This window comes from Absiella sp. AM29-15 (assembly GCF_003434225.1).
GTDB classification, from domain to species: Bacteria; Bacillota_I; Bacilli_A; order Erysipelotrichales; family Erysipelotrichaceae; genus Hoskinsella; species Hoskinsella hominis.
The window spans coordinates 1-26,617 of sequence record NZ_QVFL01000004.1 but is presented as its reverse complement, the minus strand read 5'-3'; the positions used below and the strand labels follow the sequence as shown (position 1 = coordinate 26,617).

Below are 26,617 nucleotides of genomic sequence, written 5' to 3'. Positions count from 1 at the left end.
ATCTTACCTTTCAATTTTCGTCAGTTTTTTTACAAGACAGGAATTTTCTTTATCAATCACACCTTCTACATAAAGATAGTTTCCTTTTACCAGATTTTTTTCATGTACCTCGTATATATTCGGCATGCATACCAGATCGAATTTTCCTGTTTCGTCATTTACTGCCACAAACATCATCATATGCCCGTTTTTCGTACGAAATGGCTTGCATTTTTCTATCTGACAGATAAACTTCACATACCCTCGCCTTTCTTTAAAGAATACGATAGGGCGAAGCTGTGGATCGATTTTGTTTCTTAATTCTTCAATTGGATGTGTTGTCAGATAAAAGCCAAGGTATTCTTTTTCTTTTTCTGCACGAACAGATGTATTTTCTTTTAGATATGTCATGGCTGGTTTACTAACAAGATCAAAATCCAATAATATTTGATCTTCATCTTCGATTTTTACCAAGTCCCCATAACGAATTGCGTCATCCAGACTTGCGACCATGGAAACACGGTTGATTTTAAAATCATCCAGTGCGCCTGCATGAATCAATGCTTCCATCGTTTTTTTATTGATACGATATTTCATCATGCGTGCCACAAAGTCAAAGAAATCTAAATAAGGACCATGTTTTTTTCGTTCCTCGATAATTGGCTGTGCTACTGTTCTGCCAATTCCCTTGATTCCAATAAGTGGATAGCGCAAAGCATCCTGTTCAATATGATACGTCAACTCACTTGTATTGACATTTGGCAACAGAATTTTAATATTTCTTTTCTTTGCCTCAAATACATAAGCGTTGGTTTTACTATCAGCCCCAATCACACTGTTTAATAAGCTGTTAAAGAAATATAAAGGATAGTTGGCTTTTAAATACGCCAGCTGATAAGCAATCATTCCATATGCCACACTGTGAGAACGGTTAAATCCATAATTGGCGAATTTCATAATCAAATCATATACATGCTGTGCCAGCTGCAAGGTGTAGCCTTTTGAAACAGCACCCTTGATAAAATCTGCTTGTAATTTGATTAATTCATCACCTTTTTTCTTACTGATTGCTTTTCTTAAGTTATCAGCTTTCCCGAGTGAAAAACCTGCCATCTTTGTGGCTACCTGCATGATTTGTTCCTGATAGATCATAATGCCATAGGTATTTTCAAGAATGGGTTTAAGATCTGGATGGATATAATCGATTTTTTCTGGATGTTCTCTGCGGTCTAGATATTCTGGGATATTTTCCATTGGACCTGGTCGATATAAAGCTATCGTTGCGACAATATCTTCAAAGTTACGAGGTTTCATCTTACGAATCAAATTTTTCATTCCATCACTTTCCAGCTGAAATACCCCGATGGTATCCACATCACGAATCAATTGATATGTCAATGCATCATCTAACGGTATCTTCATGATTTCTAGTTTTTGCGCTGCTGTTTCATTGATATGATGAACGATTTCATCAATAATCGTCAGATTGCGCAATCCTAAAAAGTCCATTTTGATCAGGCCCAGTTCCTCGAGATATTCCATGGTAAACTGACTGGCCCGTACGCCTTCATCCACATCAATCAGTGGGCAGACATTGTCAATATTTTCATTTGATAAAATGATACCAGCAGCATGTAAAGATGCATGTCTTGGCAATCCTTCCAGGCGCAAAGCTATGCGGAATAATCGTTTATATTTTTCTGATGAATTGATGCGTTCTTTGAATTTTGCACTTTCTTCATATGCACCTTTTAATGTGATTTTTAAACGGTTTGGTACCAGCTTGCATAAGATATCAATTTCACGTAATGGAAAATCCATCGCTCTGCCTACATCACGCAACACCTGCTTTGCGGCAAGTGTATTGAATGTGATAATATGTGCTACACGATGTGCGCCATATAACTGTGTTACATAATCAATGACTTCATCACGCCGGTTATCTGGAAAATCGGTATCAATATCAGGCATGGATACACGCTCAGGATTCAGAAACCGTTCAAACAAGAGATGATATTTGATAGGATCGGCATGGGTAATGCCCAAACAATAGGCCACAAGAGATCCGGCTGCACTGCCTCGGCCAGGACCGATATAGATATCCTGGGTTTTCGCAAAACGGATAAAATCCCATACAATCAAAAAGTAATCTGCATAATGCATAGAGATGATGACATCTAATTCATAATTTAAACGCTCGATATATATTTTGGGAATGGATTGAAAATTCATACGCTTCGCTAATCCCTTATGACATAACTGACGTAAAAATTCTTCACTGCTGATGCCATAACGATTGGAGAACTCTGGCAGAACAGCTTTTTTCAGATTCATTTGCACATTGCACATCATTGCGATTTCTTCTGTCGCAATCAATTCTTCATCATCATATAAGGCTTTCATTTCATCAGGTGAGCGAAAATATCGTCCAGAACTGCTGTTTAATGTTTTATCATCTAAGGATTTTCCTTGATCAATGGCACATAAGGTACGATAGCATTCTTCATCCTGCATATCTTCATAATACACGCGTGATAATGCCGCAAAAGGAATCCCGACTTCACGACAGATTTCTTTTAAAATCTGATTTTTCTTTTTTAAAAGACCAGAATCATTTCGGGCAATGGATACATAAAAGCTCACAAAATATTGTGTACAGGCATGTAGATATTCTTTTAAACGATCTCTTTTCTCCTGTAACAGCATGGTTTCCATTGCATCACTGTCCCCACCAGTTAATACAACGCAATCCTTTGTATAAGTGCTTAAGTGTTCAATATCAATTATTTCATGTTCTTCTGTATTCAAATATGTAGATAATTTTAATAAGGACACATATCCTTCATCATTTTTCGCAAGCAGGACAAAATTGAAGACATCGTCATCGTATAAGGCATCTACTTCCAGCCCAAAGATTGGTTTTATGCCCTCTTTTTGGCAGGCATGATAAAATGACATTGCGCCATGCATAACGCCTTTATCACAAAGCGCCACTGCATCATAGCCATGTTTTTTTGTATTTTTTATAATTTTATCAATGGTCAGTGTACTGTTTAATAATGTATAACAGCTTCTGACATGTAAATGTACGCTCAATGTCTTCACCTCACTCTTATTGTAACATAATTCGCAAGATTATGTATACTTTACGCTTCTTTTTTGATATATTCTAAAAAAGCAGGGATATCTTCTATGATCACATCTGCGCCGGCTTCTTCAAATTCTGTTTTGTTACCATAGCCATATAAAACCGCAATACAAGGTAATCCATTTTCTTTTGCGCCAAGGATATCATGTTTACGATCACCAACCATGATAGCATCTTCTTTTTGAATGCCATGTTTTTTTAAGGCATAGGCAATGACATCACCTTTTTTACTGCGTGTACTATCCATACTTGCGCCACAAATATCTTCAAAATATTCTCCTAATTGAAAGTGTTCCATAATCTGTTTGGCAAATACTTCTGGTTTACTGGTTGCGACATAGCATTTCTTTCCCTGATTCTTTAATGTTTGTAGAAGTTTTGTGATGCCTTCATATACCTCATTTTCAAACAAACCGGTAACTGAAAAGTATTCACGATAATATGTGATTGCTTTCTCTGCATCTTCTTTACTCATATGGTAATATTCCATAAAGCTGTCTAATAAAGGCGGTCCGATAAAGATACACAGATCATCCAGATGAGATACATGAATATCAAATTTGGATAAGGCATACGCAACTGATTTTGTGATTCCCTGTTTTGGATCTGTCAGGGTACCGTCCAGATCAAATAAATATACTGATTTCATAAGTTTTTTCCTTTCTTCTGATATAAGAAAAGGGCAAAAATCTGCCCTTTTATGCTTCATTGATACGATCAAGAATTTCTTGAATGATCGTTTGAATTTCTTCATCATCAAGATTTTTTACACCACATGCGAATCGGTGTCCACCGCCATGATGCTTCATTGCGATATCGTTGATGGTTATGTTTCTTGAACGAAGACTTCCGTTGTATCGTTTGATTCCCTGTTCATCAATTTCTTTTTCCACGAATAGTGCCCATGCTTTAAAATCATAAACTCCACCGAATACAAACACTTTTTCTTTTGCTTCATTAAAGGATAAGCCAAAGCGTTCATAGTCTTCTTTGTGAACGATGATATATGCTAACTGGCCACCTGCCACCTGGCAGTTGGAACGCAAGAAATTTTCATAATGAAACTGTTGTAACGATGTAGAGAAGTTTTCTTCATTAGAACGCTGTACATCCACCCCACAGGATAACAGATATGCGCCTGTGGAAAGGGTTTGAGGTGTAGTGGAAGGAATAGAATAACGTAATGTATCCGCAATCAAACCACTATATAAATATTGTGCAGCAGTTTTTGATAACGTCATGCCTTCTTTCAAAAACATGGTTGCCAAGATTTCACAGGTAGCCCCTGCCATATCTTCAATATATTCTTCATCCGCAAATTTTTCTACGAAAATATGGTGATCGACTTTTAAGCGATATGCAGCAGTCTTCCATCTTCCATCATCAATTCTACTGCCATTGGCAGTATCTAATATGATTGCTAATGATTGCTTCACAATTTCATCATCTACAATATCACTCTCAGGAAAATTTGAAACTTTACTGCCATCATCATTTCCTAAAGCATATACCTTTTTTTCAGGGTATGTATCATTGATCCATTGTTTTAGTCCATATTGTGAACCAAGTGCATCTGCATCAGGTGAAACATGACGGTATATGGTAATGATATCATAGTCTTTGATTAGTTCTAATATTCGATTCATTATGCATTCATTAAACGGTAAGTATCACGAGCAATCATCAGTTCTTCATTCGTAGGGATCAACCATACCTGAATGTTACTGTCTTCTGTTGAAAGCAGAACTTCTTTGCCTCTGGATGTTGCGTTTAATTCCTGATTTAATTTTACACCAAATGCTTTTTCTAAACGAGCACAGATCAGTTTACGCATATTTGTATCATTTTCACCAATACCACCTGTGAATACGATTGCATCTGCACCACCTAATTGTGCATAATATCCACCAACTACATTGATTACACGGTTTACATAAACTTCTGTTGTTAAGATTGCGGCAGGATTTCCTGCTTTACAAGCATCTTCGATATCACGTGCATCTGAGCTAATGCCGCTTACACCTAACATACCTGATTTCTTATTCATGACATCATCCATTTCATCTGGTGTCATACCTGTTTTCTTCATCAAATACGTAACGATTGCTGGGTCGATATCTCCACATCTTGTACCCATCATAACGCCTGCAAGTGGTGTGAATCCCATAGAAGTATTCACAGATTTACCACCATCTACCGCTGTGATGCTTGCGCCATTTCCTAAGTGACAGGTAATGATTTTTGTATCTTCAATGTTTTTATTCATCAATTCAGCACAACGCAAGGATACATATTTGTGACTAGTACCGTGGAAGCCATAACGACGTACTTTATAGTTTTCGTAATATTCCATTGGTAATGGATAGATATAGCTTTCTTTTGGCATTGTCTGATGGAAAGCTGTGTCAAATACAAATACATGTTTGCAATTTGGCAGATTTTCCTTAAATGCGTTATATCCAATAAGTCCTGCTGGATTGTGTAAAGGCGCTAAGTCATTTAATGAAGCAAACTGTTCTACTACTTCATCTGTAACAGGTACTGATTCTTTGAAGATTTCACCACCGTGTACTGCACGATGACCAGCACCAACGATTTCATCTAAGCTTTCTACGATTTTGTATTCTACAAGTGCTTCCAGTAATAACGCAACTGCTTTTGTGTGATCTGGGATTGGTAATGTTTTCTTGATCTTTTCACCATTTACCTTGATGGTAAACATTGCGTCCTCGAAACCGATTTTTTCTACGATTCCACTTGTCAAGACTTCTTCGCTTGGCATTTCAAATAACTGAAATTTTAATGATGAACTTCCTGCGTTCACTGAAATAATTTTTGCCATAATTTCCTCCTGATTTATTCGATTCTTTCCAATTCTTCTATCAATGATAGAACGTTATCGTTTCCGACCGTTTTTATTTTATCATAAATTTGACGTCTTGTTTCATAATTCTTCACAAGATGCAGTTTTTTTTCGTAATCCAATAGGATTTTTTCGCTTCGCTTCACATGATCGCTTACTGCTGCTCTGGATATATGTAGTGTTTCACTGATTTCAGAAAGTGAAAAATCCTCTTTGAAATACAGCGACATAATCTCTTTTTGTTTATCCGTTAGTAGATTTTCATAAGCATCCAGTAAAGCATTCATTTCTTCCGTCTGCTCAATCATCCTCTAACAAATCCTCACAGATGCCATACAGATAGGAATCAATATCAAATGGGCGTAAGTCATCTTCTTTTTCACCCAAGCCGATGTATTTAACAGGCAAGCCTAATAAATCACGTATCGCAATAACGATACCGCCTTTGGCAGTGCCATCCATCTTTGTTAAAATGATGCCGGTCACATTGGTTGTTTCTAAGAATATCTGTGCCTGTGAGATTCCATTTTGACCTGTTGTCGCATCTAATACTAGCCACACTTCATGTGGTGCCCCTGGAATTTCACGTTCACAAACACGACGCATTTTTTCCAGTTCCTTCATCAAATTGGCTTTGTTCTGTAAACGACCAGCTGTATCGCCAATCAATACATCCATCTGGTGTTCCTTGGCATAGCGACAGGCATCTACTAAGGTTGCACTAGGATCGCCACCTTCTCTGCCTTTGATACATGGAACATTTAATTTATCTGCCCATTTGGCTAATTGATCGATGGCACCGGCACGGAAAGTATCCGCAGCAGCCAGCACAACGCTTTTGCCTTCTTCCTGAAACTGTTTGGTTAGTTTTGCGGTCGTCGTCGTCTTTCCACTGCCATTGACACCAACCATTAAAATCACGGTAGGACCATCACTATTTTCATGAAATGGTTCATCTTCTTTTTCACAATACATATCATGCATGACTTCAATCAGACATTCGCTGATTTCATGGAAGCCTTTCAATTTTTGATCCATGGCACGATTTTCTACTTCATCCACGATTTTTTGAGCGGTCTTGATTCCGATATCCGCTTCCAAAAGCACGATCATCAATTCTTCAAGAAATTCTTCATCTACACCGCTGAAGCCTAATGCCAGCCGGCGTATCCTTTCAGAAAAGGATTTTTTGGTTTTATCCAGTCCACTTAAATAACGGTCCTGGTCTTTTTCCTGTTTACCGGAAAATGTTTTTTTCAATTTTGAGAATATACCCATTATGCTTCCACCTCTTCTTTCTTGTCCACCATATTGATGGCATCCTGTAATTTTACCTTTAACAGCTGGGAAACACCGTTTTGCTGCATGGTTACCCCATATAAAGCATCACATTGTGCCATGGTTCCCGGACGATGGGTCACAACGATAAACTGGCTTTCCCCGCGAAACTGGGTAATATATTTTGCGAATCGTTCTACATTTGCCTGATCAAGAGCTGCCTCGACCTCATCAAAGATACAAAGCGGCATCGTTCTGGCTTTTAAAATAGAGAACAATACACATATCGCAATTAATGATTTTTCACCACCGGAGAATAAACGGATATTCTGCACTGTCTTTCCTGGCGGACGTACTTCAATATCAATTCCGGTATTTAAGATATCACTTGGATCTACCAAAAACAATCTTGCACTTCCCCCGCCAAACAATGCACGAAATACATCATTTAATTCGTTATTGATCTTATCAAACATCTCTTTAAATTGATGAATCATAATTTCATCCATCTCATCAATGGCAACCATGATTTTATCTTTTGCCGCTATCAAATCGGCTTTTTGTTTTGTCAGGAATTCATAACGTTCATTGATTTCTTTATATTGCTGTGGCGCATCTAGATTGACATTTCCAAGGGATGCGATTTCCTGACGCAACTCTTTTACACGAATACGTGCTTCTTGCATATCGGTATCCATCTTTTGAGATTGCGCATATTCAAAAGTCATCTCATATGTTGCGCTTAAGCGCTCCATACTGGTTTCTAAACGTGTTTCTGCTTTTGCCTGGGATACTTCGATATCACGCATATCATTTTGAATGACATTTAATTCCCTGCGCAGTGCTCTTACCTGTTGTTCCTTGCGTTCAACCTCATTGCCGACTTTCATACGGCGTTCCCGCTTGCTTTTGATTGAAGAACTAACTTCATCGATCATACTGTGTGCTTTGCTTAAACGAACAATCAAATCATCTTCCATCAATTCAGAATCAACACCTTTATCTTCATCTGGCGCAACACTTTCATATTCTTCTTTTAAATGCTCCAGTTTTGACCATTTGGCTTTTACAATTGGATCAAGTTTTGCCAAAGATATCTGTATCTGGACACTTTGTGCATTGATTTGATCCTTTTTGGATTGTAACGCTGATAATTGTACTTTTAACTGATCTGTTTTTAGACGCTGTCCTTCCAGACTTTGCATCACACTGTTTAATTCTTTCTGGATCGTCAGTGGTGTTGCATTGTTTTTCTGTTTACCACCTGTCATACTACCGCCTCGATTGACGATATCCCCTTCCAGGGTAACGATTTTATATCCATATTTCAGCATCTTTGCGATTTCATTGGCATTGACAAGGTTATCGACGATAATCACATTGCCAAACAAAGAATCACGCAAATCATTAAAACGTTCTTCATTCTCCACAAATTCACTTGCGACACCCAAAAAGCCTTTCAGATTCTGGGCTAACATATAATGTTCTTTCATCATACGACGAGGGCGCATGACTGATAATGGCAGAAAAGTAGCACGTCCACTTTGATTCTTTTTCAAAAAGGATATCGCATGGCGAGCACTTGCCTCATCCTTTGTGACAATATGATACATTGCGCCTGCCAAAGCATTTGATATTGCGGTTTCATAATTGGTCTGTGGTTTAAATATCTGGGATACCACACCTTCAATTCCCTGTAATGTATTTCTGGCTTCCAAAATAGAACGTACCGCCTGTTGGTGATTAAATGGCTGACGTGCCAGATTTTCTAATACATCTTTACGATTTTCCAAACGATTTAAAATCGCAGAAGCCTGTTGGTTTTCACTTAAGCTGAAGCTGATATCACTTTCTACTTTTGAAAGTTCTTCTTTCTTTAACGCAAAATCCGTTTCCAGATCCTGTAAACGTTTCCGACGGTCTTCATATTCAAAGCTTGCTTCTTCCACCATGGCTTTTAATTCTCTGGCTTTTTCTGCATTGCTTGCGGATTCTAAAGCATATTTACGCTTTTCATCCATCTCAATTTTTCGTGTTTCTAACAGCCGTACCTCTTCATTTGCTTTTGTGAAGCGTTCTTGTAGCTTATTGACTTCACGATCCAGCTGATACATCTCATTACGTAGTTCATTAATTTTATTGTCTTCTACCTGAATCGTAGTTTCATGCATTGCTTTTTGTGTATCCATATCAAATGCCTTTTTCTTCAGCTCATCGATATCTTCACTCAGCTTTTCAATCTCATCTACCAGAACACTGACTTCAATAACTTCCAGTTCTTTTTTCTTTTCCATATATTGTTCGGCTTTTTTAGCCTGACGTTTTAAAGGATTTACCTGGCGTTCTAATTCCACAATAATATCCTCTAAACGCATCAGATTTTCCTGTGTACGATTCAGTTTTGATAAAGATTCATTCTTTCGTTTTTTATATTTTGCAACACCTGCCGCTTCTTCAAACAGCGCACGGCGTTCTTCTGGTTTTGCATCCGCAAAAGCTGAAATATTTCCCTGTGATATGATCGATAATGAATCACGTCCAAGTCCGGTATCCATAACCAGATTGACGATATCTTTCAAACGACAAGGTGCCTTATTGATAAAATATTCCCCTTCTCCACTTTGACGATGCAGCTTTCTAGTAACTTCTACTTCTTCAAAATCGACATTCAATATATGTTTTGAGTTATCAAAGACAAGTGTGACTTCTGCCATATTGACCGCTTTACGCTGGGTGGAGCCACTAAAGATTACATCGCTCATACTGCTTCCACGAAGTGATTTTACACTTTGCTCCCCTAGCACCCAGCGAATGGCATCATTGATATTGCTTTTTCCGCAGCCATTAGGGCCTACGATACCAATCACATCACTGTCAAAATTGATAACGGATTTATCCGCAAAGGACTTAAATCCTTGTAATTCTATCCGTTTTAAAAACATTCGGATCTTCCTTTCATGATCAATTGACCTAGTTTTACATTCCGTTTTATTATATCATAGTTTTTTGTATGAAAGAAGTCTATCGCAAGAAAACTGCCATAAAACTATCGCAAGAAAACTGCCATAAAACAAAAGAAGCCGCATATTCATGGCTTCTTTTCATCACTATCCTAATAAAGATTTAGCGAAACGTATAGCATTAGCGATATCTTGTTCGTTTGGATGATGAATTCCTTCTTCATAAGCTTCTAACTGTGCTTTTAAATGAATATCATCCGGTGTCTTCTTTAACATTTCACGATATCGTTCCATTGTTTTTTCGCCAACGCTGCCCTGGCATAAGAAATGTCCGATTACATGAACACCCTGTGCCTGTTCTTCAACCTTCGCTTTTACCATATCATAATATTTTGTGTTTTCTTTTGCACCCAATGTGCCAAACAATGCAACTTTCTTATCCATCATGTGTTTTAATACTTCTTTACTCTTATCATCGCAAACACCTTTATCAACCCAGTATCCGATCATAAAGAAATCGAAGTTATCCATCATGGATACACGGAATTCATCCACAGAAATTATTTCTGTATCTTCCATTTCGTTCGCAATCGCCTGCGCAAGTTTTTTGGTATTACCTGTAAGTGAAGAATAAATTACCAGAGTTTTCATACGTAACGCTTCCTTTCTATTTCACTGGTACAATTGTAGCCAACCCGCCAAGACTTGTTTCTTTTAATTCAATAGCAAGTTTTTTACCTGTATAGTTCATGGTGTTGACCACCATGTCAAAGCTGACTTTATGATCTCTTAGACCATTTAATCCTTTCGCAAGGATTGCTGCATCCACAGAACGTAAAACACCGACAGCATTTCGTTCGATACATGGGATCATCACATATCCGCCAACTGGATCACATGTTAATCCTAAATGATGCTCAATACCGATTTCCGCAGCATATTCAATCTGTGCACTGTTTAATCCATGAAAATATGCCACCATGGCAGCACCCATACTGACCGCAGCGCCAATCTCTGCCTGGCAGCCTCCCTGTGCACCTGATATCGTCGCATTCTCTTTGATCAAATTGCCAAATAATCCAGCAATCTTTAACCCATTGCGCATTGCTTCTTTAGAGTAACCCAGATTACGATGATAATAATAGACAAGGGATGGCATGATGCCACTGCTTCCAAGGGTTGGTGCTGTAACGGTAACATTTCCGCTTGCATTTTCCTCACTTGCGGCATAGGCATATGCACTTAACAACAGCTTTTCTTTTTCAATGGCACTCTTACAGCTGTCTGCCTTTGCTTTTAAATCCCCTGCAACACGTGTCAAATGCAGACTACCTGGCAATTCTCCAACCTTGGATAATCCACGATCCACAGTTTCTAACATCGTTGTCATAATTTCATCCATGTAATCATCTAATGGATCATATTTATTTACATATTCCCACAACTCCATATGATATTGGTCACAATAATCCAGAATATCTTTTAATGTATGATGTGGATATACATCTTTACCTTCTGTTTTTTCCTGTCCTTCAATGCGAATGGCACCACCGCCAATGGAATAAACGATCCATTCTCCAAGATTTTGATCCTGTGCATCAAGTGCAATCAACTTCATTGTGTTGGGATGTTTTAAATCATGTCCGGTTTTGAAGAATACAGAACAATTTTTGGGCTTCATGGTTTCAATGATAATGTAATCCGTCAAGTGTCCTTTTCCCGTCAATGACAAAGATCCATAAAGCTCTACTTCAAAATGATCTGCTTGTGGAAATGCTTCTTTAAACAGTTTACTGGCCCTTTGTGGCCCTAATGTATGTGAAGATGAAGGACCTGGTCCTATCCTGTACAGCTCTTTTAATGATTTCATATCTATATACGATCTCCTTGCAATTCTAATAAAAACATCTCAAATCCCAGTTTTTTATCCAGCTGTCCACCCTTCATTTTCTGATCAAGAACAGCTAATTTAGAAAGGATATGAAGCAAATAAGGTGTGGATAGTTTTCTTGCATTCTGCATGGTTATCTGCACACGGTAAGGATGTGCGCCAAGCTTGGAAACAATCATATCTTTTCCAGCTCCCTGATCCATGAGCACTTTTACCTGATACAGAAAGCGAAACTGTCCTGCGAGTAAAGCAGTCAGATAAATGGCGTCTTTATTTAATACACAAAGGTCATACCATAAGCTGAACGCTTTTTTTAAATCACGATCAACGACTGCATTCACCAGCTGAAACACATCATCCTCTAATGGACGATTAACCAGCTGTTCCACAACGCTGACATCGATTACACCACCAAATAACTCCAGTTTTTCCATTTCTGCTTTGATACTACGAATATCCAAAGGAAGCCGTTGATCCAGTTCTAAAAACGCATTTGGTTCCACAGAAAGATTTCGACGTTTGATTTCTTCCCGTATATAGTTTTGTTTACCTAAAGCATCCAGTCGGTGAAACTGTAATACTTTACAGGTCTTTTGCATCTTTTTTACGATCTTCTTTCTGGCATCCATTTTCTCAAAACTGCCAGTAAATATCAATATCGTAGATTCCATCGGGGCATCCAGATATTTATCCAGCAAAGAGATATCCATGTCCGTATCATTCACAGTAGATAAAAAATTGGCATTTCGGACAAGAATGACTTTTTGTTCAGCAAAGAAAGGAATCGTTGTCGCATCTTCCATAATGGTCTGCATATCACTTTGCAAAGCATCATACGTGATCATATTCAGATCATCCTTCTCAATGTGATGCTGTTTTAAGATACGCGATAATGCGCTTTCTAATTCATATTGTTCTTCACCATATAACACATAATTCATTCTTATCACCTAATTTATTATAACATCATGAACCCAAATACTCCATCATTTCTTTTGTTCATTTTGTGTGTTTTCAAAGATATGGTGGATACAGCCAAACTCACGATCCGCTGTTTCAAAATATGTAAGAACTCCCTGGAAACGAATCGATATACCACCTTGCTTTTTTGTGATCAAAGGATAGACATGTTCCTTTTTCAAAAGATCCAATACTTCTTTATGCGGATGGCCATAACGATTGTTTCTGCCAGCGGATATCAATGCGAGTTTTGGGCGATAATGATGGATAAAAGAGGGTGATGAAGCGGTATTAGAACCATGATGTCCTAATTTTAATACATCAACTTTTAAATCAGCATACTCCTTTAAAATGGCAGCTTCTGCGCCATATCCAGCATCTCCCATAAACAAATATCCAACATCATACATTTCAAAATATGTAATGATACTGTTTTCGTTGGCATCTTTCCCAATATAGTCCTGAATCAGAAAATGAAATGGGACACCTGAAACTTCAATATCTTTTTGTTTTTCTGTAATGATTTTATGTATGGGAATCAGTTTTTTCAGCTCTTTTACTCCCCCACTATGATCATAATCCTCATGTGTAACGATGAGTGCATCAATCTTATGTATACCACGTTTTTGCAGGACAGGTAAAATGATGTCTTTAGGTATATCTTTATATAGACTGCCCATTGCGTCAATCATAATTACCCCCTGATGAAATGGCAGTGTGATCACTGTACAATCCCCCTGTCCCACATCGATCATATAAATCTCCCCAAAAGGATTCAGATAACAGCCAAACTGTGAAAATAGCAATAATAAAGCAAATTTCACAAATGGATACTTTTTATCTTCACTGATGTATCTTACAAGTGCATAACCCCATGCCACAAGCCACCAAAGGGCTGGCACATACCAGAAAGTGAAATGAAAAGATGAAAGATATTCCAGACTTCTGACTCCCATAGACAATAAAACGGAAGGAATCGGTAAAGCAATCATCAGGACAGCCAGCAAATACAAGCATGCGGACAGATAACGAAAAATCGAAAACAACAGGATAGATACAATATCGATCTTTTGCATACAAAAAAATTGAATCGGGATCAACACAAGCAATGATATGACCTTTTTCTTTCGTTTTTGTAGCTGAAAAACAGATACCAGATAAAACGCCACAGGTATGAGAAATGATAATTCAAGTGCCATGTATGGGGCAATCATAAGAATTAAAAACATACTACAGCCTAGCCGATCCTTCATATCCATATGAGGAAATAAGAAACGAATCAATTGAAAACTGAGGACACGAAGCATTGTAGGGGATAAAACAGTTGCGTAAGCATGTATGCCCATACCAAAGAAACAAAGTAATTCCAACGTCTGTTTTTCAAAGAATAATGACAAGAAAGAGCGTATCATCTGCCAAAGGGTTGTGATATGCATTCCACTTGATGTGATAAGATAACTTTCCTCCTCTTGCCGGATACCAAAGAGCATAGAATTTAATAAAGAACGTGTTGTTTCATCTTTTGACTGGATATAGCGATAAAGATCATGTGATAAACCTGTTCCCTCTTTTATGACTTCGTAATTCTTCACATCAACCGCATATTGAATATTTCTGTTTTTACACCACGCAGGAAAATAAAATTCTGGAGGATTATGTACGCCATCGATCAATTCAAAATTGCCTTGTACTTTTATTACATCCTGAAAAGATACGTCTTTTACATTGTATAAAAGAACTTTTTGATGATCACATTCTCCAATCATATAAGAGCTTTTGATTTCCTGAATCGTGATGATCTTACTTGTTGGCATTTGCTGGGTATGTGGTTGGATACGAAATATCGCGCCTATCAAAAGGATAAGAAACAATATATGTCCCTTTTGAAAATGGCGAAAATGAAACACACACGCAACAAACGTTAAAAATATAGAAGCTAACAGGGATTGGGATATGATCATCCCCCAGATCAGCAATGATAAAAACAACCAGCTTTGTTTCATAGGCAGATCATATTCTGTATTTTCGCATACATGGCATCTCCGATACCCTTTACTTCTTTAATTTCTTCTAAACTTTGAAAAGGTTTTTCCATTCGATAAGCAACAATACGTTTGGCTATCGCAGGTCCAACGCCCGGTAAACTGTCTAATTCCTCTTCACTTGCGGAATTAATGGAAATAAGTGCTGTTTCTTTTATCTCTGGAATCACTAAGACGCTTTCATCAGGAAGATCCAAGCTTAAGTTTAAAGACGAGGTATCTGCATTATCTAAACAGCCTTGCGCTTTTTTTAAAATATCTTCTACACTTGCATGGACATCTACCTCATACACACCTGGTGCTTGGATTGCACCCTTGACTTCAATACTTTTTGTTTTAGATTCATATTGTGACATATCCACAAATTGATATCTGGAACAAAGTAATAATACAAAAAACAAAACGACCATCATTTTCTTCATAAAAAAAAACACCTCCTATGTATATATATACGTAAAAGGGAGGTGAAAATCCTAAAAAAAATCCGATTTTTTCGGATTTTTTATTTTAAAGCAATAATTTTTACATCATATGGTTCTTCAACGTTCTCAATGGTAACGATGTCACCGGCTTTATTATCCATCAATGCAGAAGCAAGTGGTGTGATATTACTCAATTTTCCATTTAATGGATCTGATTCGATAGAACCTACAATGGTATATGTTTCTTCTTCATTTGTATCCATATCAAGGATTGTCACGGTAGAACCTAAGGTTACGGTTTTGTTTGCGACAGATGATTTGTCTTCACTGATGATTTCAGCTTTGGCAATCATAGATTCCAATTCACGAATTCTTGCTTCTACACGAGCCTGGTGATCACGGGCTGCATCATAGTCAGCATTTTCACTCAAGTCACCCTGTGCACGTGCTTCCTGTAATTCACGAATAACTTCATCACGTACAACATGAATCAGATTATCCTGTTCTTTGACTAATTCATCATAACCTTCTTGCGTTACTAAAAATTTTTCCTCAGCCATAATTGTTATTTCACTCCTATCGCATGGTATTATACCATGTTTTTCTTAATTATACTACTAATTTTTGTGATCAGAAGATCGATTGCGACCAAGTTATGGCCACCTTCGGGAATAATGATATCTGCATAGCGTTTGCTTGGTTCCACAAAGCGTTCATGCATCACACGAACCGTAGTACTGTATTGTTCTATCACAGAATCAAGGGTTCTTCCTCGTTTTTTAACATCACGTTTTAATCGCCTGATCAAACGGACATCCGCATCTGTATCAACAAACACTTTAATATCACACAACTCACGAAGTGCTTCATCTTCTAAGATAAACAGACCTTCTAAAACGATGACATCACATGGATAAATCGTTTCTGTAAGAGCACTTCGATTATGTTCCACAAAATCATATGTTGGTTTTTCTATCATTTCTCCATGTAAAAGCGCTTGTATATGTTGAGCCAGCAAGGCATTATCAAAAGCAAAAGGATGATCGTAATTTGTCTTTATTCGTTCTTCCATCGTTTTATCACTTTGATCCTTATAGTAATCATCCTGACGAATAATGGATACCGATGCACTATCCTCAAAGATTTCTTTTAATTGCCTGGAAATGCTTGTTTTCCCAGAGGCACTGCCTCCTGCAATTCCAATCACCATTGTTTTTTTCATACCTGCCTCTTATTTACGAAGATTGTATTTATCAATATTTGCTTCCTGTTCTTCTAATGTTTTAGAATAATACACTTTGCCATCTCCATGAATATCTGCCACAAAGTACAAATAATCACTCTTAGTTGGATGTAATGTAGCAACAATTGCATCTTCCCCTGGATTTTCAATTGGACCAATTGGCAAGCCTTCATGGATATATGTATTATAAGGAGAATCAATGTTGGTATTGACTTCACAATCATCCGGACTGGTTAGTTTATCATACATTGCATAACATACCGTTACACTGGAACCTAACGTCATATTCTGATTCAGACGATTATAGAATACCCCGGCAATCATCTTCATATCTTCTGGCTTGCTTGCTTCATACTGCACAATACTTGCCATTGTGATAATATCGTGAAGACTTTTACCGCTTTGCTTGATATCATCTTTATATTTATCATAAATACTCTGGAAATGATTCAGGAATGTTTCTGTGACTTTTTTACCATCCGCATCTTTTGCGAATGTATAGGTCTGTGGAAACAGATACCCTTCCAGTTTTACCCTGACCTGATCATTTAATACATCGTCCTTTAAGAATGTGTAGGTTTTCATTAATTCTTTGATATACGCATCATCATTCCATAAAGCAATCAGATCTTCTGCTTTTAATCCCAGTTTTTTTTCAATCTCTACTGCCATATCCTTTGCCCACATGCCTTCTCTAAAAGTAATCATCACTTCATCGCCTTTGGCTTTGTTGGCATCGTTTAATACTGTCAGGATTTCTTTGGTACTCCAGCTTTTATCAAGCATAAAATTACCTGCTTTTACATCCTGCAAACCATTTAGTTTTGCATATAGCTTTGTGATCGTCGTATTGCGAATCAAATCTTTTTCTTTCAGATTTGCGGCAATCACAGACATGCCTTCTCCATTTTTGATTTCAAAAGGAACCTTTTCACTGGTTGTGGTTACAGACTTCAGATTTTGTGTATAAAACAAAAAACCTCCCAAGCCAAGTGCAACAACAATGGCAGCAATCACTGCGATAATCGCTATTTTTTTATTCTTCAGCTGCTTCTTCATCTTCTGCGAATGCTCCTATGACTTCTTCCACCATTGCCCATTCTTCATCAGTTTCGATTGGCAATAAGTTTCCTTCATCATCATAGCGGGAAGCAAATACTTCTCCATCTTCATTGTCTGGGTCTTCAAATACAACGTATTTGTTTCCCTTTTCTTCATCATCAAATGTAAACAGAATCTCCATACGTTTTTCATTTCCGTTTTCGTCTGTTACATATAAACTGCTTGTGTCTAACATTTTCTTTCCTCCTAAAATTCTTAGGGGCTTATCAAGAGCCCCTAATATTTACTATCTAAATAGCTTTGTAAAATCTGTACAGCCGCCATCTGATCAATGACTTTTTTTCGTTTCTTACGAGATACATTGCCTGCAATCAATATTTTTTCTGCCGCAACGGTGGTTAAACGTTCATCCCAAAGCACGACTTCTATACCTAGTGTTTCCAGTTTTTCTTTAAAAGCATAGCTGATTTCACCGCGAATGCCAACATCCCCGTTCATGTGTTTGGGAAGACCAAGAACAGCGGTTGTAATCTGAAATTCTTTGATGTATTTTTTTACCTGCTCAAAAGCAGAATCATAATCATCACTTTCAAAGCGAAGGGTTTCTACCGGGCGCGCAATCATGCCAAGTGCATCACTGACACTGACTCCCAGTGTTTTACTTCCTAGATCCAATCCTAATGTACGCATTATTTATCATCTTCCAGATATGCTCTCACCAGTTCTTCAATGATTTCATATCGTTCCACACTTTGAATAACCGTACGTGCATTGTTATGTGAGCTGATATATGCAGGATCATTGCTGATCAGATAACCGGCAAGCTGATTTACTGAATTATATCCTCTTTCATCCAATGCATCTTTTACTAAGCGTAATACATGCTTGATATTGTCCCTTTTTAAATCATCTGATTTAAAAGACATCGTTTCCGTAACATCTTTCATCGTATTACCTCCTTTGTTCATACCCTTATTTTAGCTTATTTTAACGCAAAATGAAACCCTTATGACAGGATATTTACAATTTCACGCATTGCATCATCAATTTTAGAAGTATCCTTGCCACCAGATTGTGCCATGTCGTTTCTTCCTCCGCCTTTACCATCACAGATAATCGCAGCACTACGTACTAAATCACCACATTTGATACCGCCTGCAACTGCTTTTTCATCTGCGCCGGCAACAAATACAACTTTATCATTTTGTACACTGCCAAGGAATACGACCACATTTTCTTTTTGTGACTTGATAGAAGATACGATATCTTTCATCGCTTTGGCATCAACACCATCTACACGTTCTACCAATACATTTCGGCCGTTTATTTCTTTACAATGATGGATCATATCATTTGCCTGTAAAGAGAACATTTTTGCCTGTAAAGCAGCAAGTTCTTTTTTCAGCTGAGCATTTTCATCTAACACCTGTACAACTTTTGTTTCAACATTGGCAATGCCTTTCATTTTTAAATCAGAAGCAATTGCATGTAGGGTATCATTTTCTTTTGCGAATTCTTCATATGCACCATATCCTGTTTTTGCGGTAATACGACGTATTCCTGAGCCGATACTTTCTTCGCTGATGATCTTGCATACACCAATTTCCTGCGTATTATTGACATGGCATCCACCACAGAATTCTTTAGATACATCACCCATGGTAACAACGCGTACCACATCTCCATATTTTTCATCAAATAAGGCTGTAGCGCCTGATTTCTTCGCTTCTTCGATTGGCATTTCCACCTTGCTTACGGCGTAGTGACCTGCGATAAATTGATTGACAATATGTTCGATTTCTTTTAATTGTGCATCGTTCACTTTTTCAAAATGTGTGAAGTCAAAACGCAGATATTCATCGCTGACAAAACTTCCTGCCTGCTGGATGTGGTTGCCAATTACTTGTTTTAATGCACTCTGTAGTAAATGTGTACATGAGTGGTTATTGGTAATGATATCACGTTTTTGATTATCTACACGCAAGGTAAAAGTATCATTGACATGCATGCTTCCAAATGCGATTTTTACTTTATGCAGGTGCTGTTTGTGAGGCGCCTTGATTGTGGTTTCTACCATTGCTTTACAATTATCGTTTTCAATTTCTCCACTATCACCGATCTGTCCACCACTTTCAGCATAGAAAACCGTTGTATCAAATACAACATCGCCCTCATCATTGATCTCATCGACTTTGACACCATCTTTGAATAAGCCGATAACTTTTGCTTCTACCACTCTTTGATCATAACCAATAAAGCTGCTTTCTAAAGTGAAATCCATCAAATCTTTAGATTGTGAAGACATAGATTGTGCATCTTCACGCGCATTACGTGCACGTTCTCTTTGTTTTTCCATTTCAGCATCAAAGCCTGCTTCATCAATTGTATAGCCGCTTTCTTCTGCGATTTCTTTGGTTAATTCTAATGGGAAACCATATGTATCATATAATTTAAATGCTGTTACACCATCGATCAGTTTATCTTGTGCATGTGCTTCCATAACATCTTTTAACAGTTTTTCACCATCAGCCAGTGTCGCATGGAAACGTTCTTCTTCAGCTTTTACCAGTTTTGCGATATAATCTAATTTTTCTTCCAGATATGGATAGTAATCTTTCATGATTTCATAAACCACTGGTACCAGTCGATACATAAATGCGCCTTCGATTTTTAACTTTTTGCCAAAACGAACAGCACGGCGCAGCACACGGCGTAAAACATAGCCACGACCTTCATTAGCAAATAATGCGCCATCAGCTAATGCAAATGTGACTGTACGGATGTGGTCTGCGATAACACGAAATGCCATCTTATGTTCTGCATCTGCATAACGACACTGTGTATATTTTTCTGTTTCATAAATAATTGGCAGGAATAGATCTGTGTCAAAGTTTGTTTCTCCACCTTGAACAAGTGCAACCAAACGTTCTAATCCCATACCTGTATCGATGTTTTTCTGTGGCAGTTCTTTATATTCGCTGCGTGGTAATTCTGGTTTACAATCAAATTGTGAGAATACAACATTCCATACTTCAATATAACGATCATTTTCCAATTCTTCAAAGAACAGACGTTCTCCCAATCCTTCAGGATCATACGCTGGTCCACGATCATAGAAGATTTCACTGTCTGGTCCTCCAGGCCCTTCTCCGATTTCCCAGAAGTTATCATCTGTTTTTAAGATATGAGATGGATCCACACCACATACCTGTGTCCAGATACGATATGCATCGTCATCATCTGTGTAAACAGATACATATAATCGCTCTTTATCAAAGCCAATCCATTCAGGGCTTGTTAGAAACTCCCATGCGAAAGGAATTGCTTCTTCTTTGAAGTAATCACCAATAGAAAAATTTCCCAGCATTTCAAAGAATGTATGATGACGTGCGGTCTTTCCTACATTTTCAATATCATTGGTACGAATAGATTTCTGTGCATTGGCAATTCTTGGACTTTCTGGTTTTACAGAGCCATCAAAATATTTCTTTAATGCTGCTACCCCTGCATTGATCCATAAAAGCGTTGGATCATCATGTGGAACAAGGGATGCGCCTGGCTCAATCATATGGCCTTTTGATTTGAAATATTCCAGAAATAACGCTCTAATCTGACTACCTGTCAACTGTTTCATAAAAATTCCTCCTTACAATAAAAAAATCGTTCCATGCATAGGAACGATAAATTGTTTTCTTACCGCGGTACCATCCTAGTTCACTCAAAAAGAGTACACCTTAATTTCTTCATTAACGCCGAAGATCCGCGTATCCACTCCCAAGCAGCCTTCCATAAGTCCTATACAAAAGCTTTCACCAACCGCTTTCTCTCTACCGTATTCTTCCTATGTACTCCTCTTGTTCATCGTGTTTTTATGCGTTTCAATTATAACAAATCCATTCTTTTTTTACAAGGATTTTCTTTCCATCCGCCCTTCCTTTTCTTCCTGTTTCATGGCTTCATCAAAATCCTGCCAGATATCATCCCATTCTCCTACCCGATCACTGGTTTTTGCATGCAGATAACTTCGTATGGCAATTTGTGCAATACTGGCAAAAATAGGAGATAAAATGACGCCAATCACCCCAAATAAAGCTTCTCCGATAAAGATGAACACAAAAGATAAAATCGGGCGTACATTCATGGTATGATTAAAAATCAAAGGTTGAATAATATTGCTTTCCAGCTGTTGAATACTCCAGACGATGGCAAATGCAAGCCATGGAAATACTGGATAGCTTAAAGCGGCCACAATAGCGATCAAGATAAGACCAAGCGTAGCGCCAACATAAGGAAATAAATTTAAAAATGCCAAAATGATTGCGTATAAAAAAGCATTGGGAAAATCAAAAAAGTATAAAGTAATGCCGACACTGATCATGATGAAGAATAAATCTAATAGCGTTCCTACCAGATACTGATAGACGATATTGCTCATCGTATGATAGAAATTAGAATACCGCTGATAATCTGTAAAAAGCTTTTTGGCACTGCGTTTCCAATAATCAAGATCTAAAGATAAAAAGAAAGCGGTGAAAAAGGCAATTCCATAATCTGTGAATGTATTCATGGTTGTTTTTAAAGAGTCAATCACAACCACATAGCCTTCCTGCACATATTTATTTTTAAAATCTTCCATATTCCCATAAACGATATGATATTTTTCAAGAAACTGTTCTACCTTTTCAACCCAGTTTGGTAAAACTTCCATAAAATCCACCATCTGATGATACAACAAAGGTATCAAACAGATAACAAATAAAATGAGTGATACAATGATAAAAGTATAAACAATAAAAACAGCAATCTTGGCTGAAACATATTTTTCTAATTTATCAATAAAGGGCTGTAGAAACAAAGCAATCAAAACACCGCCAAATACAGGCATCATGCTTTGAAAGATAGATGTCATCCATGGGTAAAGTGCTAACTGTTTCAATAACAGAACCAATAAAAGTGCAGATAAAAAGAAAGGTATTAATTTTTTTGCGTATGTCAGGATTTGAGTAAAGGCATGTTTCATAAAAGAAAAACCCCGAATGGGGTTAATCCATATCCATACATTCGCAAATCGTGTCACCTGCATGGTGCAGCTTTTTCATCATTTTACGCTTTGCTTTTTTTGACTTATGACAGATTTCTTCTAATTCATCTTCCTCATTGTAGCCAATATAAATTCCAACAAGCATACTTAAAGCTGCAGTTACGATATATTTATTCATGTTATCACTCCTGACAATCTTATTATGGAGTGTAATTTACAAACTATCCGAAAACAGATAAGATTCTTTGCGTCAGTGTACTTTTTCTAACGTGTCTGTCCGCTACCTGAATTGCATGTTGAAACAATTCCATATCGCCTAGTAAAACTAGGCTTTTTTTCGCACGAGTGACAGCGGTATAAAGCAATCGCTTCTGAAGCATATAGCGATAATCTTTTACAACCGGCAAAATCACGATTGGATATTCACTACCCTGACTTTTATGAATGGATATACAATAGGCATGTGAAATATTATAAAGATTTTCTCCGCTATATTCTACGATATGATCATCAAACTCTACCATTAACTTGTTTTTATTTTGAACATCCTCGCTTGCGTAAATGATTTCTCTTAATATTCCAATATCTCCATTGCTTACCTGATCATCCGGCTGATTTTTCAACTGTAAGATTTTATCTTCTTCTCGAAATATTCGATAACCTACCTTTAATTCACGTTTAAACTCATCTGGTGGATTCATCATTTGTTGTAAAGCATTATTTAAAGCATCAATACCAGCTACACCCTGATACATTGGAACGAGCACTTGAATATCCTTTGTATCATAGCCTTTGCTTAGCGCATTGCTAACTACCTGATTTACAAGATTACGGACTTCAAAATTCTGACAAGGAAAAAATGCAATATCCTGCATCTGATCAAAAACAGGTGTTTCATTTTCCTTGATCATATGCGCAAGAGCGACTACATCGCTGCCTTCCTGTTGACGAAATATTTTTTCTAATCTTGTTAATGGAAAACAATTGCTTTCAATCAAATCCTTTAACACACAACCAGGTCCAACACTTGCTAACTGATCCTCATCCCCGATAAGTAATATTTTCTTTATATCCCGACATGCCAATAATAAATTGTAAAACAGCCATTGATCAACCATGGAAAATTCATCAATAATCAATACATCCGCCTGAATCGGTTCTGTTTCATTTACTAGAAATGTATTGCTTTCTAAATCCCATTTTAATAATGAATGAATTGTGACAGCTCTTCCATCACTTAACTGCGCCAGACGTTTTGCGGCACGGCCGGTAGGTGCGCATAATGATATGATTTGATCTGGATAATACTGCTGATACAAGGATAAAATTCCTTGCACAATGGTTGTTTTACCGGTTCCGGGTCCTCCTGTAATGATAGAAAAAGGCTCTTTAAAGAAGCTTGATATCGCTTGTTTCTGTTTTTCTTCATAAGAAATATGTAACTTGTTTTCAAGTATTGTGATATCATCCTGCAAATGCGTGATATCTACTTGCTCCATTTCTTCATATGGAAAATTTCCAAGAAATACAGCAATGCCTTTTTCAGCATCATATTGGGTATTATGATAAATACGTTCATCCTCCATCATTAATAAACGATCCGCAAACAATTCTTGAAGATATGGCTCTAAATCAATCTGTTCCATGCCATAGCGCTTTTTCAATTCTCTGGAAATTTGAGATGCACTTACATAAGTATCTCCATTCGACATGCATATATCTAATACAGAAGATAAAATTGCTGCCTTGATCCGGTAAGGATGATCAATAGAAAAAGATAACTCCATTGCGACCTTATCAGCAGTCGCAAATCCAATACCATCAATATCTTCCACCATTTGATAAGGATTCTCTTTCACAACCTCTACCGCTTCTTTTCCATAAGCTGCTTCTAGTTTCATAATATTTTTTACGCTCATTCCAAATTTGGAAAAAAACACGATAGAATCATCCAGATCCCCATGCTCTCTGATTCCCTGATAAATGGCATTGCGTTTTTTCTCATTCATACCTTCAATGTCATCCAGCACATGAATATCATCTTTAATTTTCAATAACGCATCTTCACCAAGATGATCCACAATCTGTTTTGCGGTTTTCTTCCCAATACCAGGAAATGCGGCACTGGAAAAATAACGAATCAGACTGTTCTCATCATTTGGCATCATTTTTTCATAACTGATTACTTGAAATTGCATACCATAACGGACGTGTTCCTTATATTCACCCTGCAAAGAATAACGTTCCTCTTCAACTAGCTCCTTAAAAATGCCTGTTGCTGTAAATTCTTCTTCCTTTGCATCATAGGTCACAAATTTCGCAACCGTATAACCATTTTCTTCATTTCGAAATATCGTATATAGATGCCTTGCTTCTAATTTTTGGTATTCTTCCAAACAAATACCCCCTTTCATGATAGAAACACTCTTCTATAAGAAGAGTGTACTTATTTATTTTCACGATTTTCTATTTTAGACTGCATGCTTTCCTTATCTTTGAAAACATCCTCAATAACACCACCGCCCAAACATTCTTCATTCAGGTAGAATACAGCTTCCTGTCCACAAGTAACACTGGATACGCCTTGCGGATAGGTCACAAAAACGGTTGATTCATCAATAAAGCGAATGGTAACATCATTGTCTTTTTGTCGATATCTAAATTTTGCAGTGCATGCCAATTCTCCTTCAGGTTTTTCACTTGGGAACCAGTTAACACCACTCACAATACAGCTGTCTGTATACAGCCAGTCACTTTCATTTCCATTTGTCACAAACAAGATATTTTTCTTGACATCTTTTCCAACCACAAACCAAGGTCCCCGTGTACCACCAATACCAAGTCCTTTACGTTGTCCAATTGTATAATACATGACACCAATGTGTTTGCCTAAGACTTCCATAGTTTCAATATCCACAATATCGCCATCCTGGCTAGGAAGATAGTTTTTTAAAAACTCACGAAAATTACGTTCGCCAATAAAACAAATACCTGTGGAATCCTTTTTGGTTGCGACACTCTCCAATGCAAGTTTTTCTGCAATCTCTCTGACTTCATGTTTTTCTAAGTTTCCAATTGGAAACAATGTATGACGCAATGCTTCTTTCGGCATCTGACATAAAAAATATGTCTGATCCTTATTGTTATCAGCACCTCTTAGTAAACGACTGTATTCATCACCATGTTCTACCTGTGCATAGTGTCCTGTTGCGACTGTATCAAATCCCATACTTTGTGCATACTTAAAAAATGCATCAAATTTTATATATTTATTACAGAGTATATCTGGATTTGGGGTCCTACCTTTTTTATACTCATCAATAAAGTATGTAAATACATGATCCCAATATTCTTTCACAAAGTCTACGCGATATAATGGAAGTTCTAATGCGTCCGCAACTGCTTTTGCATCTGCATAGTCTTGTTCCTGAGGACACACATCATCCTGAATTGTCGGATTTCCCAATATATCGTTATTGGCATAAGAATCCCAATTACGCATAAATGCACAGGAAACATCATATCCCTGTTCTTTTAATATATATGCTGCTACTGCGGAATCTACTCCACCAGATAAACCTAACAATACCTTTTGTTTCATACTTATCACCTGCTTTATTATAACGTACTGTTTAAAAAAAAGAAACCATATATTTGATATCTTTCATATATTTAGAAAATAAAAAAAAGCCTCACAAATGTGAGGCAAACAGACCTGGCAACGTGCT

At 37.4% G+C, this 26,617-nt stretch carries 23 protein-coding genes and 1 other annotated feature; all 23 genes read right to left on the bottom strand.

All coding sequences use genetic code 11. The features are described 5' to 3' along the window. Positions 1-3: 3 nt before the first annotated feature. A complete protein-coding gene (gene dnaE, locus DW761_RS05250; protein ID WP_117516628.1) occupies positions 4-3,075 on the bottom strand; it encodes a DNA polymerase III subunit alpha in 3,072 nt (1,023 codons plus the stop codon). Between the two features lie 50 nt (positions 3,076-3,125). Next, positions 3,126-3,776 carry an HAD family hydrolase gene (locus DW761_RS05245; RefSeq protein ID WP_117454611.1) on the bottom strand — a complete coding sequence of 217 codons (651 nt, stop codon included), beginning with the start codon at positions 3,774-3,776 and terminating at the stop codon, positions 3,126-3,128. A 49-nt stretch (positions 3,777-3,825) separates the two neighbouring features. After that, positions 3,826-4,773 carry a DHH family phosphoesterase gene (locus DW761_RS05240; RefSeq protein WP_117516627.1) on the bottom strand — a complete coding sequence of 316 codons (948 nt, stop codon included), beginning with the start codon at positions 4,771-4,773 and terminating at the stop codon, positions 3,826-3,828. Continuing rightward, entirely contained in the window at positions 4,773-5,969 is a 1,197-nt protein-coding gene (locus tag DW761_RS05235; protein ID WP_117516626.1) for an acetate/propionate family kinase, read from the bottom strand. Before DW761_RS05235 ends, DW761_RS05240 begins: the two co-directional genes overlap by 1 nt. Positions 5,970-5,983: 14 nt before the next feature. Continuing rightward, a complete protein-coding gene (gene ylxM / locus DW761_RS05230; RefSeq protein WP_117454614.1) occupies positions 5,984-6,298 on the bottom strand; it encodes a YlxM family DNA-binding protein in 315 nt (104 codons plus the stop codon). Further along, the gene (gene ftsY, locus DW761_RS05225) at positions 6,291-7,268 is read right to left on the bottom strand and encodes a signal recognition particle-docking protein FtsY (RefSeq protein WP_117516625.1); all 978 of its coding nucleotides are present in this window, start codon (positions 7,266-7,268) and stop codon (positions 6,291-6,293) included. The genes ylxM and ftsY overlap by 8 nt, the downstream gene beginning before the upstream one ends. Beyond that, positions 7,268-10,210, bottom strand: a complete 2,943-nt coding sequence (locus tag DW761_RS05220) for a chromosome segregation protein SMC (protein ID WP_117516624.1) — start codon at positions 10,208-10,210, stop codon at positions 7,268-7,270. The genes ftsY and DW761_RS05220 overlap by 1 nt, the downstream gene beginning before the upstream one ends. 165 nt (positions 10,211-10,375) lie before the next feature. After that, positions 10,376-10,879: a flavodoxin family protein gene (locus tag DW761_RS05215; RefSeq protein ID WP_117516623.1), complete on the bottom strand. Its 504-nt coding sequence runs from the start codon at positions 10,877-10,879 to the stop codon at positions 10,376-10,378. Positions 10,880-10,895: 16 nt separating this feature from the next. After that, on the bottom strand, positions 10,896-12,098 hold the full coding sequence (locus DW761_RS05210) for an L-serine ammonia-lyase, iron-sulfur-dependent, subunit alpha (protein ID WP_117454618.1): 1,203 nt from the start codon (positions 12,096-12,098) through the stop codon (positions 10,896-10,898). Between the two features lie 2 nt (positions 12,099-12,100). Next, entirely contained in the window at positions 12,101-13,060 is a 960-nt protein-coding gene (gene holA / locus DW761_RS05205) for a DNA polymerase III subunit delta (protein ID WP_117454619.1), read from the bottom strand. A gap of 45 nt (positions 13,061-13,105) precedes the next feature. Continuing rightward, the gene (locus DW761_RS05200; protein WP_233513029.1) at positions 13,106-14,893 is read right to left on the bottom strand and encodes a ComEC/Rec2 family competence protein; all 1,788 of its coding nucleotides are present in this window, start codon (positions 14,891-14,893) and stop codon (positions 13,106-13,108) included. Positions 14,894-15,078: 185 nt separating this feature from the next. Continuing rightward, positions 15,079-15,543 carry a ComEA family DNA-binding protein gene (locus DW761_RS05195; protein WP_117516621.1) on the bottom strand — a complete coding sequence of 155 codons (465 nt, stop codon included), beginning with the start codon at positions 15,541-15,543 and terminating at the stop codon, positions 15,079-15,081. A gap of 80 nt (positions 15,544-15,623) precedes the next feature. Beyond that, a complete protein-coding gene (gene greA / locus DW761_RS05190) occupies positions 15,624-16,103 on the bottom strand; it encodes a transcription elongation factor GreA (protein WP_117454622.1) in 480 nt (159 codons plus the stop codon). 29 nt (positions 16,104-16,132) lie between these two features. After that, on the bottom strand, positions 16,133-16,765 hold the full coding sequence (gene udk / locus DW761_RS05185; protein WP_117454623.1) for a uridine kinase: 633 nt from the start codon (positions 16,763-16,765) through the stop codon (positions 16,133-16,135). A 9-nt stretch (positions 16,766-16,774) separates the two neighbouring features. Continuing rightward, complete coding sequence (mltG, locus tag DW761_RS05180) at positions 16,775-17,845, bottom strand: endolytic transglycosylase MltG (RefSeq protein ID WP_117454624.1); 1,071 nt, start codon at positions 17,843-17,845, stop codon at positions 16,775-16,777. Beyond that, on the bottom strand, positions 17,823-18,083 hold the full coding sequence (locus DW761_RS05175) for a DUF1292 domain-containing protein (RefSeq protein ID WP_117454625.1): 261 nt from the start codon (positions 18,081-18,083) through the stop codon (positions 17,823-17,825). The genes mltG and DW761_RS05175 overlap by 23 nt, the downstream gene beginning before the upstream one ends. 41 nt (positions 18,084-18,124) lie before the next feature. Then, positions 18,125-18,538 carry a Holliday junction resolvase RuvX gene (gene ruvX, locus DW761_RS05170; RefSeq protein WP_117454626.1) on the bottom strand — a complete coding sequence of 138 codons (414 nt, stop codon included), beginning with the start codon at positions 18,536-18,538 and terminating at the stop codon, positions 18,125-18,127. After that, entirely contained in the window at positions 18,538-18,795 is a 258-nt protein-coding gene (locus DW761_RS05165; protein ID WP_117454627.1) for an IreB family regulatory phosphoprotein, read from the bottom strand. The genes ruvX and DW761_RS05165 overlap by 1 nt, the downstream gene beginning before the upstream one ends. Positions 18,796-18,854: 59 nt before the next feature. Then, on the bottom strand, positions 18,855-21,482 hold the full coding sequence (gene alaS, locus DW761_RS05160; RefSeq protein ID WP_117516620.1) for an alanine--tRNA ligase: 2,628 nt from the start codon (positions 21,480-21,482) through the stop codon (positions 18,855-18,857). 36 nt (positions 21,483-21,518) lie between these two features. After that, positions 21,519-21,719: a binding site (T-box leader), on the bottom strand. A gap of 33 nt (positions 21,720-21,752) precedes the next feature. Beyond that, complete coding sequence (locus tag DW761_RS05155) at positions 21,753-22,868, bottom strand: AI-2E family transporter (RefSeq protein WP_117516619.1); 1,116 nt, start codon at positions 22,866-22,868, stop codon at positions 21,753-21,755. Between the two features lie 22 nt (positions 22,869-22,890). Further along, positions 22,891-23,067, bottom strand: coding sequence for a hypothetical protein (locus tag DW761_RS21150; RefSeq protein ID WP_178695204.1), 177 nt, complete (start codon positions 23,065-23,067; stop codon positions 22,891-22,893). Between the two features lie 43 nt (positions 23,068-23,110). Continuing rightward, a complete protein-coding gene (locus DW761_RS05150; protein WP_233513028.1) occupies positions 23,111-25,285 on the bottom strand; it encodes an ATP-dependent RecD-like DNA helicase in 2,175 nt (724 codons plus the stop codon). A 50-nt stretch (positions 25,286-25,335) separates the two neighbouring features. Then, the gene (gene mnmA, locus DW761_RS05145) at positions 25,336-26,490 is read right to left on the bottom strand and encodes a tRNA 2-thiouridine(34) synthase MnmA (RefSeq protein WP_117516617.1); all 1,155 of its coding nucleotides are present in this window, start codon (positions 26,488-26,490) and stop codon (positions 25,336-25,338) included. Positions 26,491-26,617 lie beyond the last annotated feature (127 nt).

Coding starts and splice junctions, on each gene's coding strand:
- holA (WP_117454619.1), bottom strand. CDS start 13,060: ATGAATTATGTGTTATATGGTGAAGAACAATATGAATTAGAAAGCGCA.
- udk (WP_117454623.1), bottom strand. CDS start 16,765: ATGAAAAAAACAATGGTGATTGGAATTGCAGGAGGCAGTGCCTCTGGG.
- DW761_RS05235 (WP_117516626.1), bottom strand. CDS start 5,969: ATGGCAAAAATTATTTCAGTGAACGCAGGAAGTTCATCATTAAAATTT.
- greA (WP_117454622.1), bottom strand. CDS start 16,103: ATGGCTGAGGAAAAATTTTTAGTAACGCAAGAAGGTTATGATGAATTA.
- ftsY (WP_117516625.1), bottom strand. CDS start 7,268: ATGGGTATATTCTCAAAATTGAAAAAAACATTTTCCGGTAAACAGGAA.
- DW761_RS05155 (WP_117516619.1), bottom strand. CDS start 22,868: ATGAAACATGCCTTTACTCAAATCCTGACATACGCAAAAAAATTAATA.
- DW761_RS05200 (WP_233513029.1), bottom strand. CDS start 14,893: ATGCCAACAAGTAAGATCATCACGATTCAGGAAATCAAAAGCTCTTAT.
- ylxM (WP_117454614.1), bottom strand. CDS start 6,298: ATGATTGAGCAGACGGAAGAAATGAATGCTTTACTGGATGCTTATGAA.
- DW761_RS05165 (WP_117454627.1), bottom strand. CDS start 18,795: ATGAAAGATGTTACGGAAACGATGTCTTTTAAATCAGATGATTTAAAA.
- DW761_RS05215 (WP_117516623.1), bottom strand. CDS start 10,879: ATGAAAACTCTGGTAATTTATTCTTCACTTACAGGTAATACCAAAAAA.
- ruvX (WP_117454626.1), bottom strand. CDS start 18,538: ATGCGTACATTAGGATTGGATCTAGGAAGTAAAACACTGGGAGTCAGT.
- mltG (WP_117454624.1), bottom strand. CDS start 17,845: ATGAAGAAGCAGCTGAAGAATAAAAAAATAGCGATTATCGCAGTGATT.
- DW761_RS05210 (WP_117454618.1), bottom strand. CDS start 12,098: ATGAAATCATTAAAAGAGCTGTACAGGATAGGACCAGGTCCTTCATCT.
- DW761_RS21150 (WP_178695204.1), bottom strand. CDS start 23,067: ATGAATAAATATATCGTAACTGCAGCTTTAAGTATGCTTGTTGGAATT.
- mnmA (WP_117516617.1), bottom strand. CDS start 26,490: ATGAAACAAAAGGTATTGTTAGGTTTATCTGGTGGAGTAGATTCCGCA.
- DW761_RS05195 (WP_117516621.1), bottom strand. CDS start 15,543: ATGAAGAAAATGATGGTCGTTTTGTTTTTTGTATTATTACTTTGTTCC.
- DW761_RS05240 (WP_117516627.1), bottom strand. CDS start 4,773: ATGAATCGAATATTAGAACTAATCAAAGACTATGATATCATTACCATA.
- DW761_RS05245 (WP_117454611.1), bottom strand. CDS start 3,776: ATGAAATCAGTATATTTATTTGATCTGGACGGTACCCTGACAGATCCA.
- DW761_RS05220 (WP_117516624.1), bottom strand. CDS start 10,210: ATGTTTTTAAAACGGATAGAATTACAAGGATTTAAGTCCTTTGCGGAT.
- alaS (WP_117516620.1), bottom strand. CDS start 21,482: ATGAAACAGTTGACAGGTAGTCAGATTAGAGCGTTATTTCTGGAATAT.
- DW761_RS05175 (WP_117454625.1), bottom strand. CDS start 18,083: ATGTTAGACACAAGCAGTTTATATGTAACAGACGAAAACGGAAATGAA.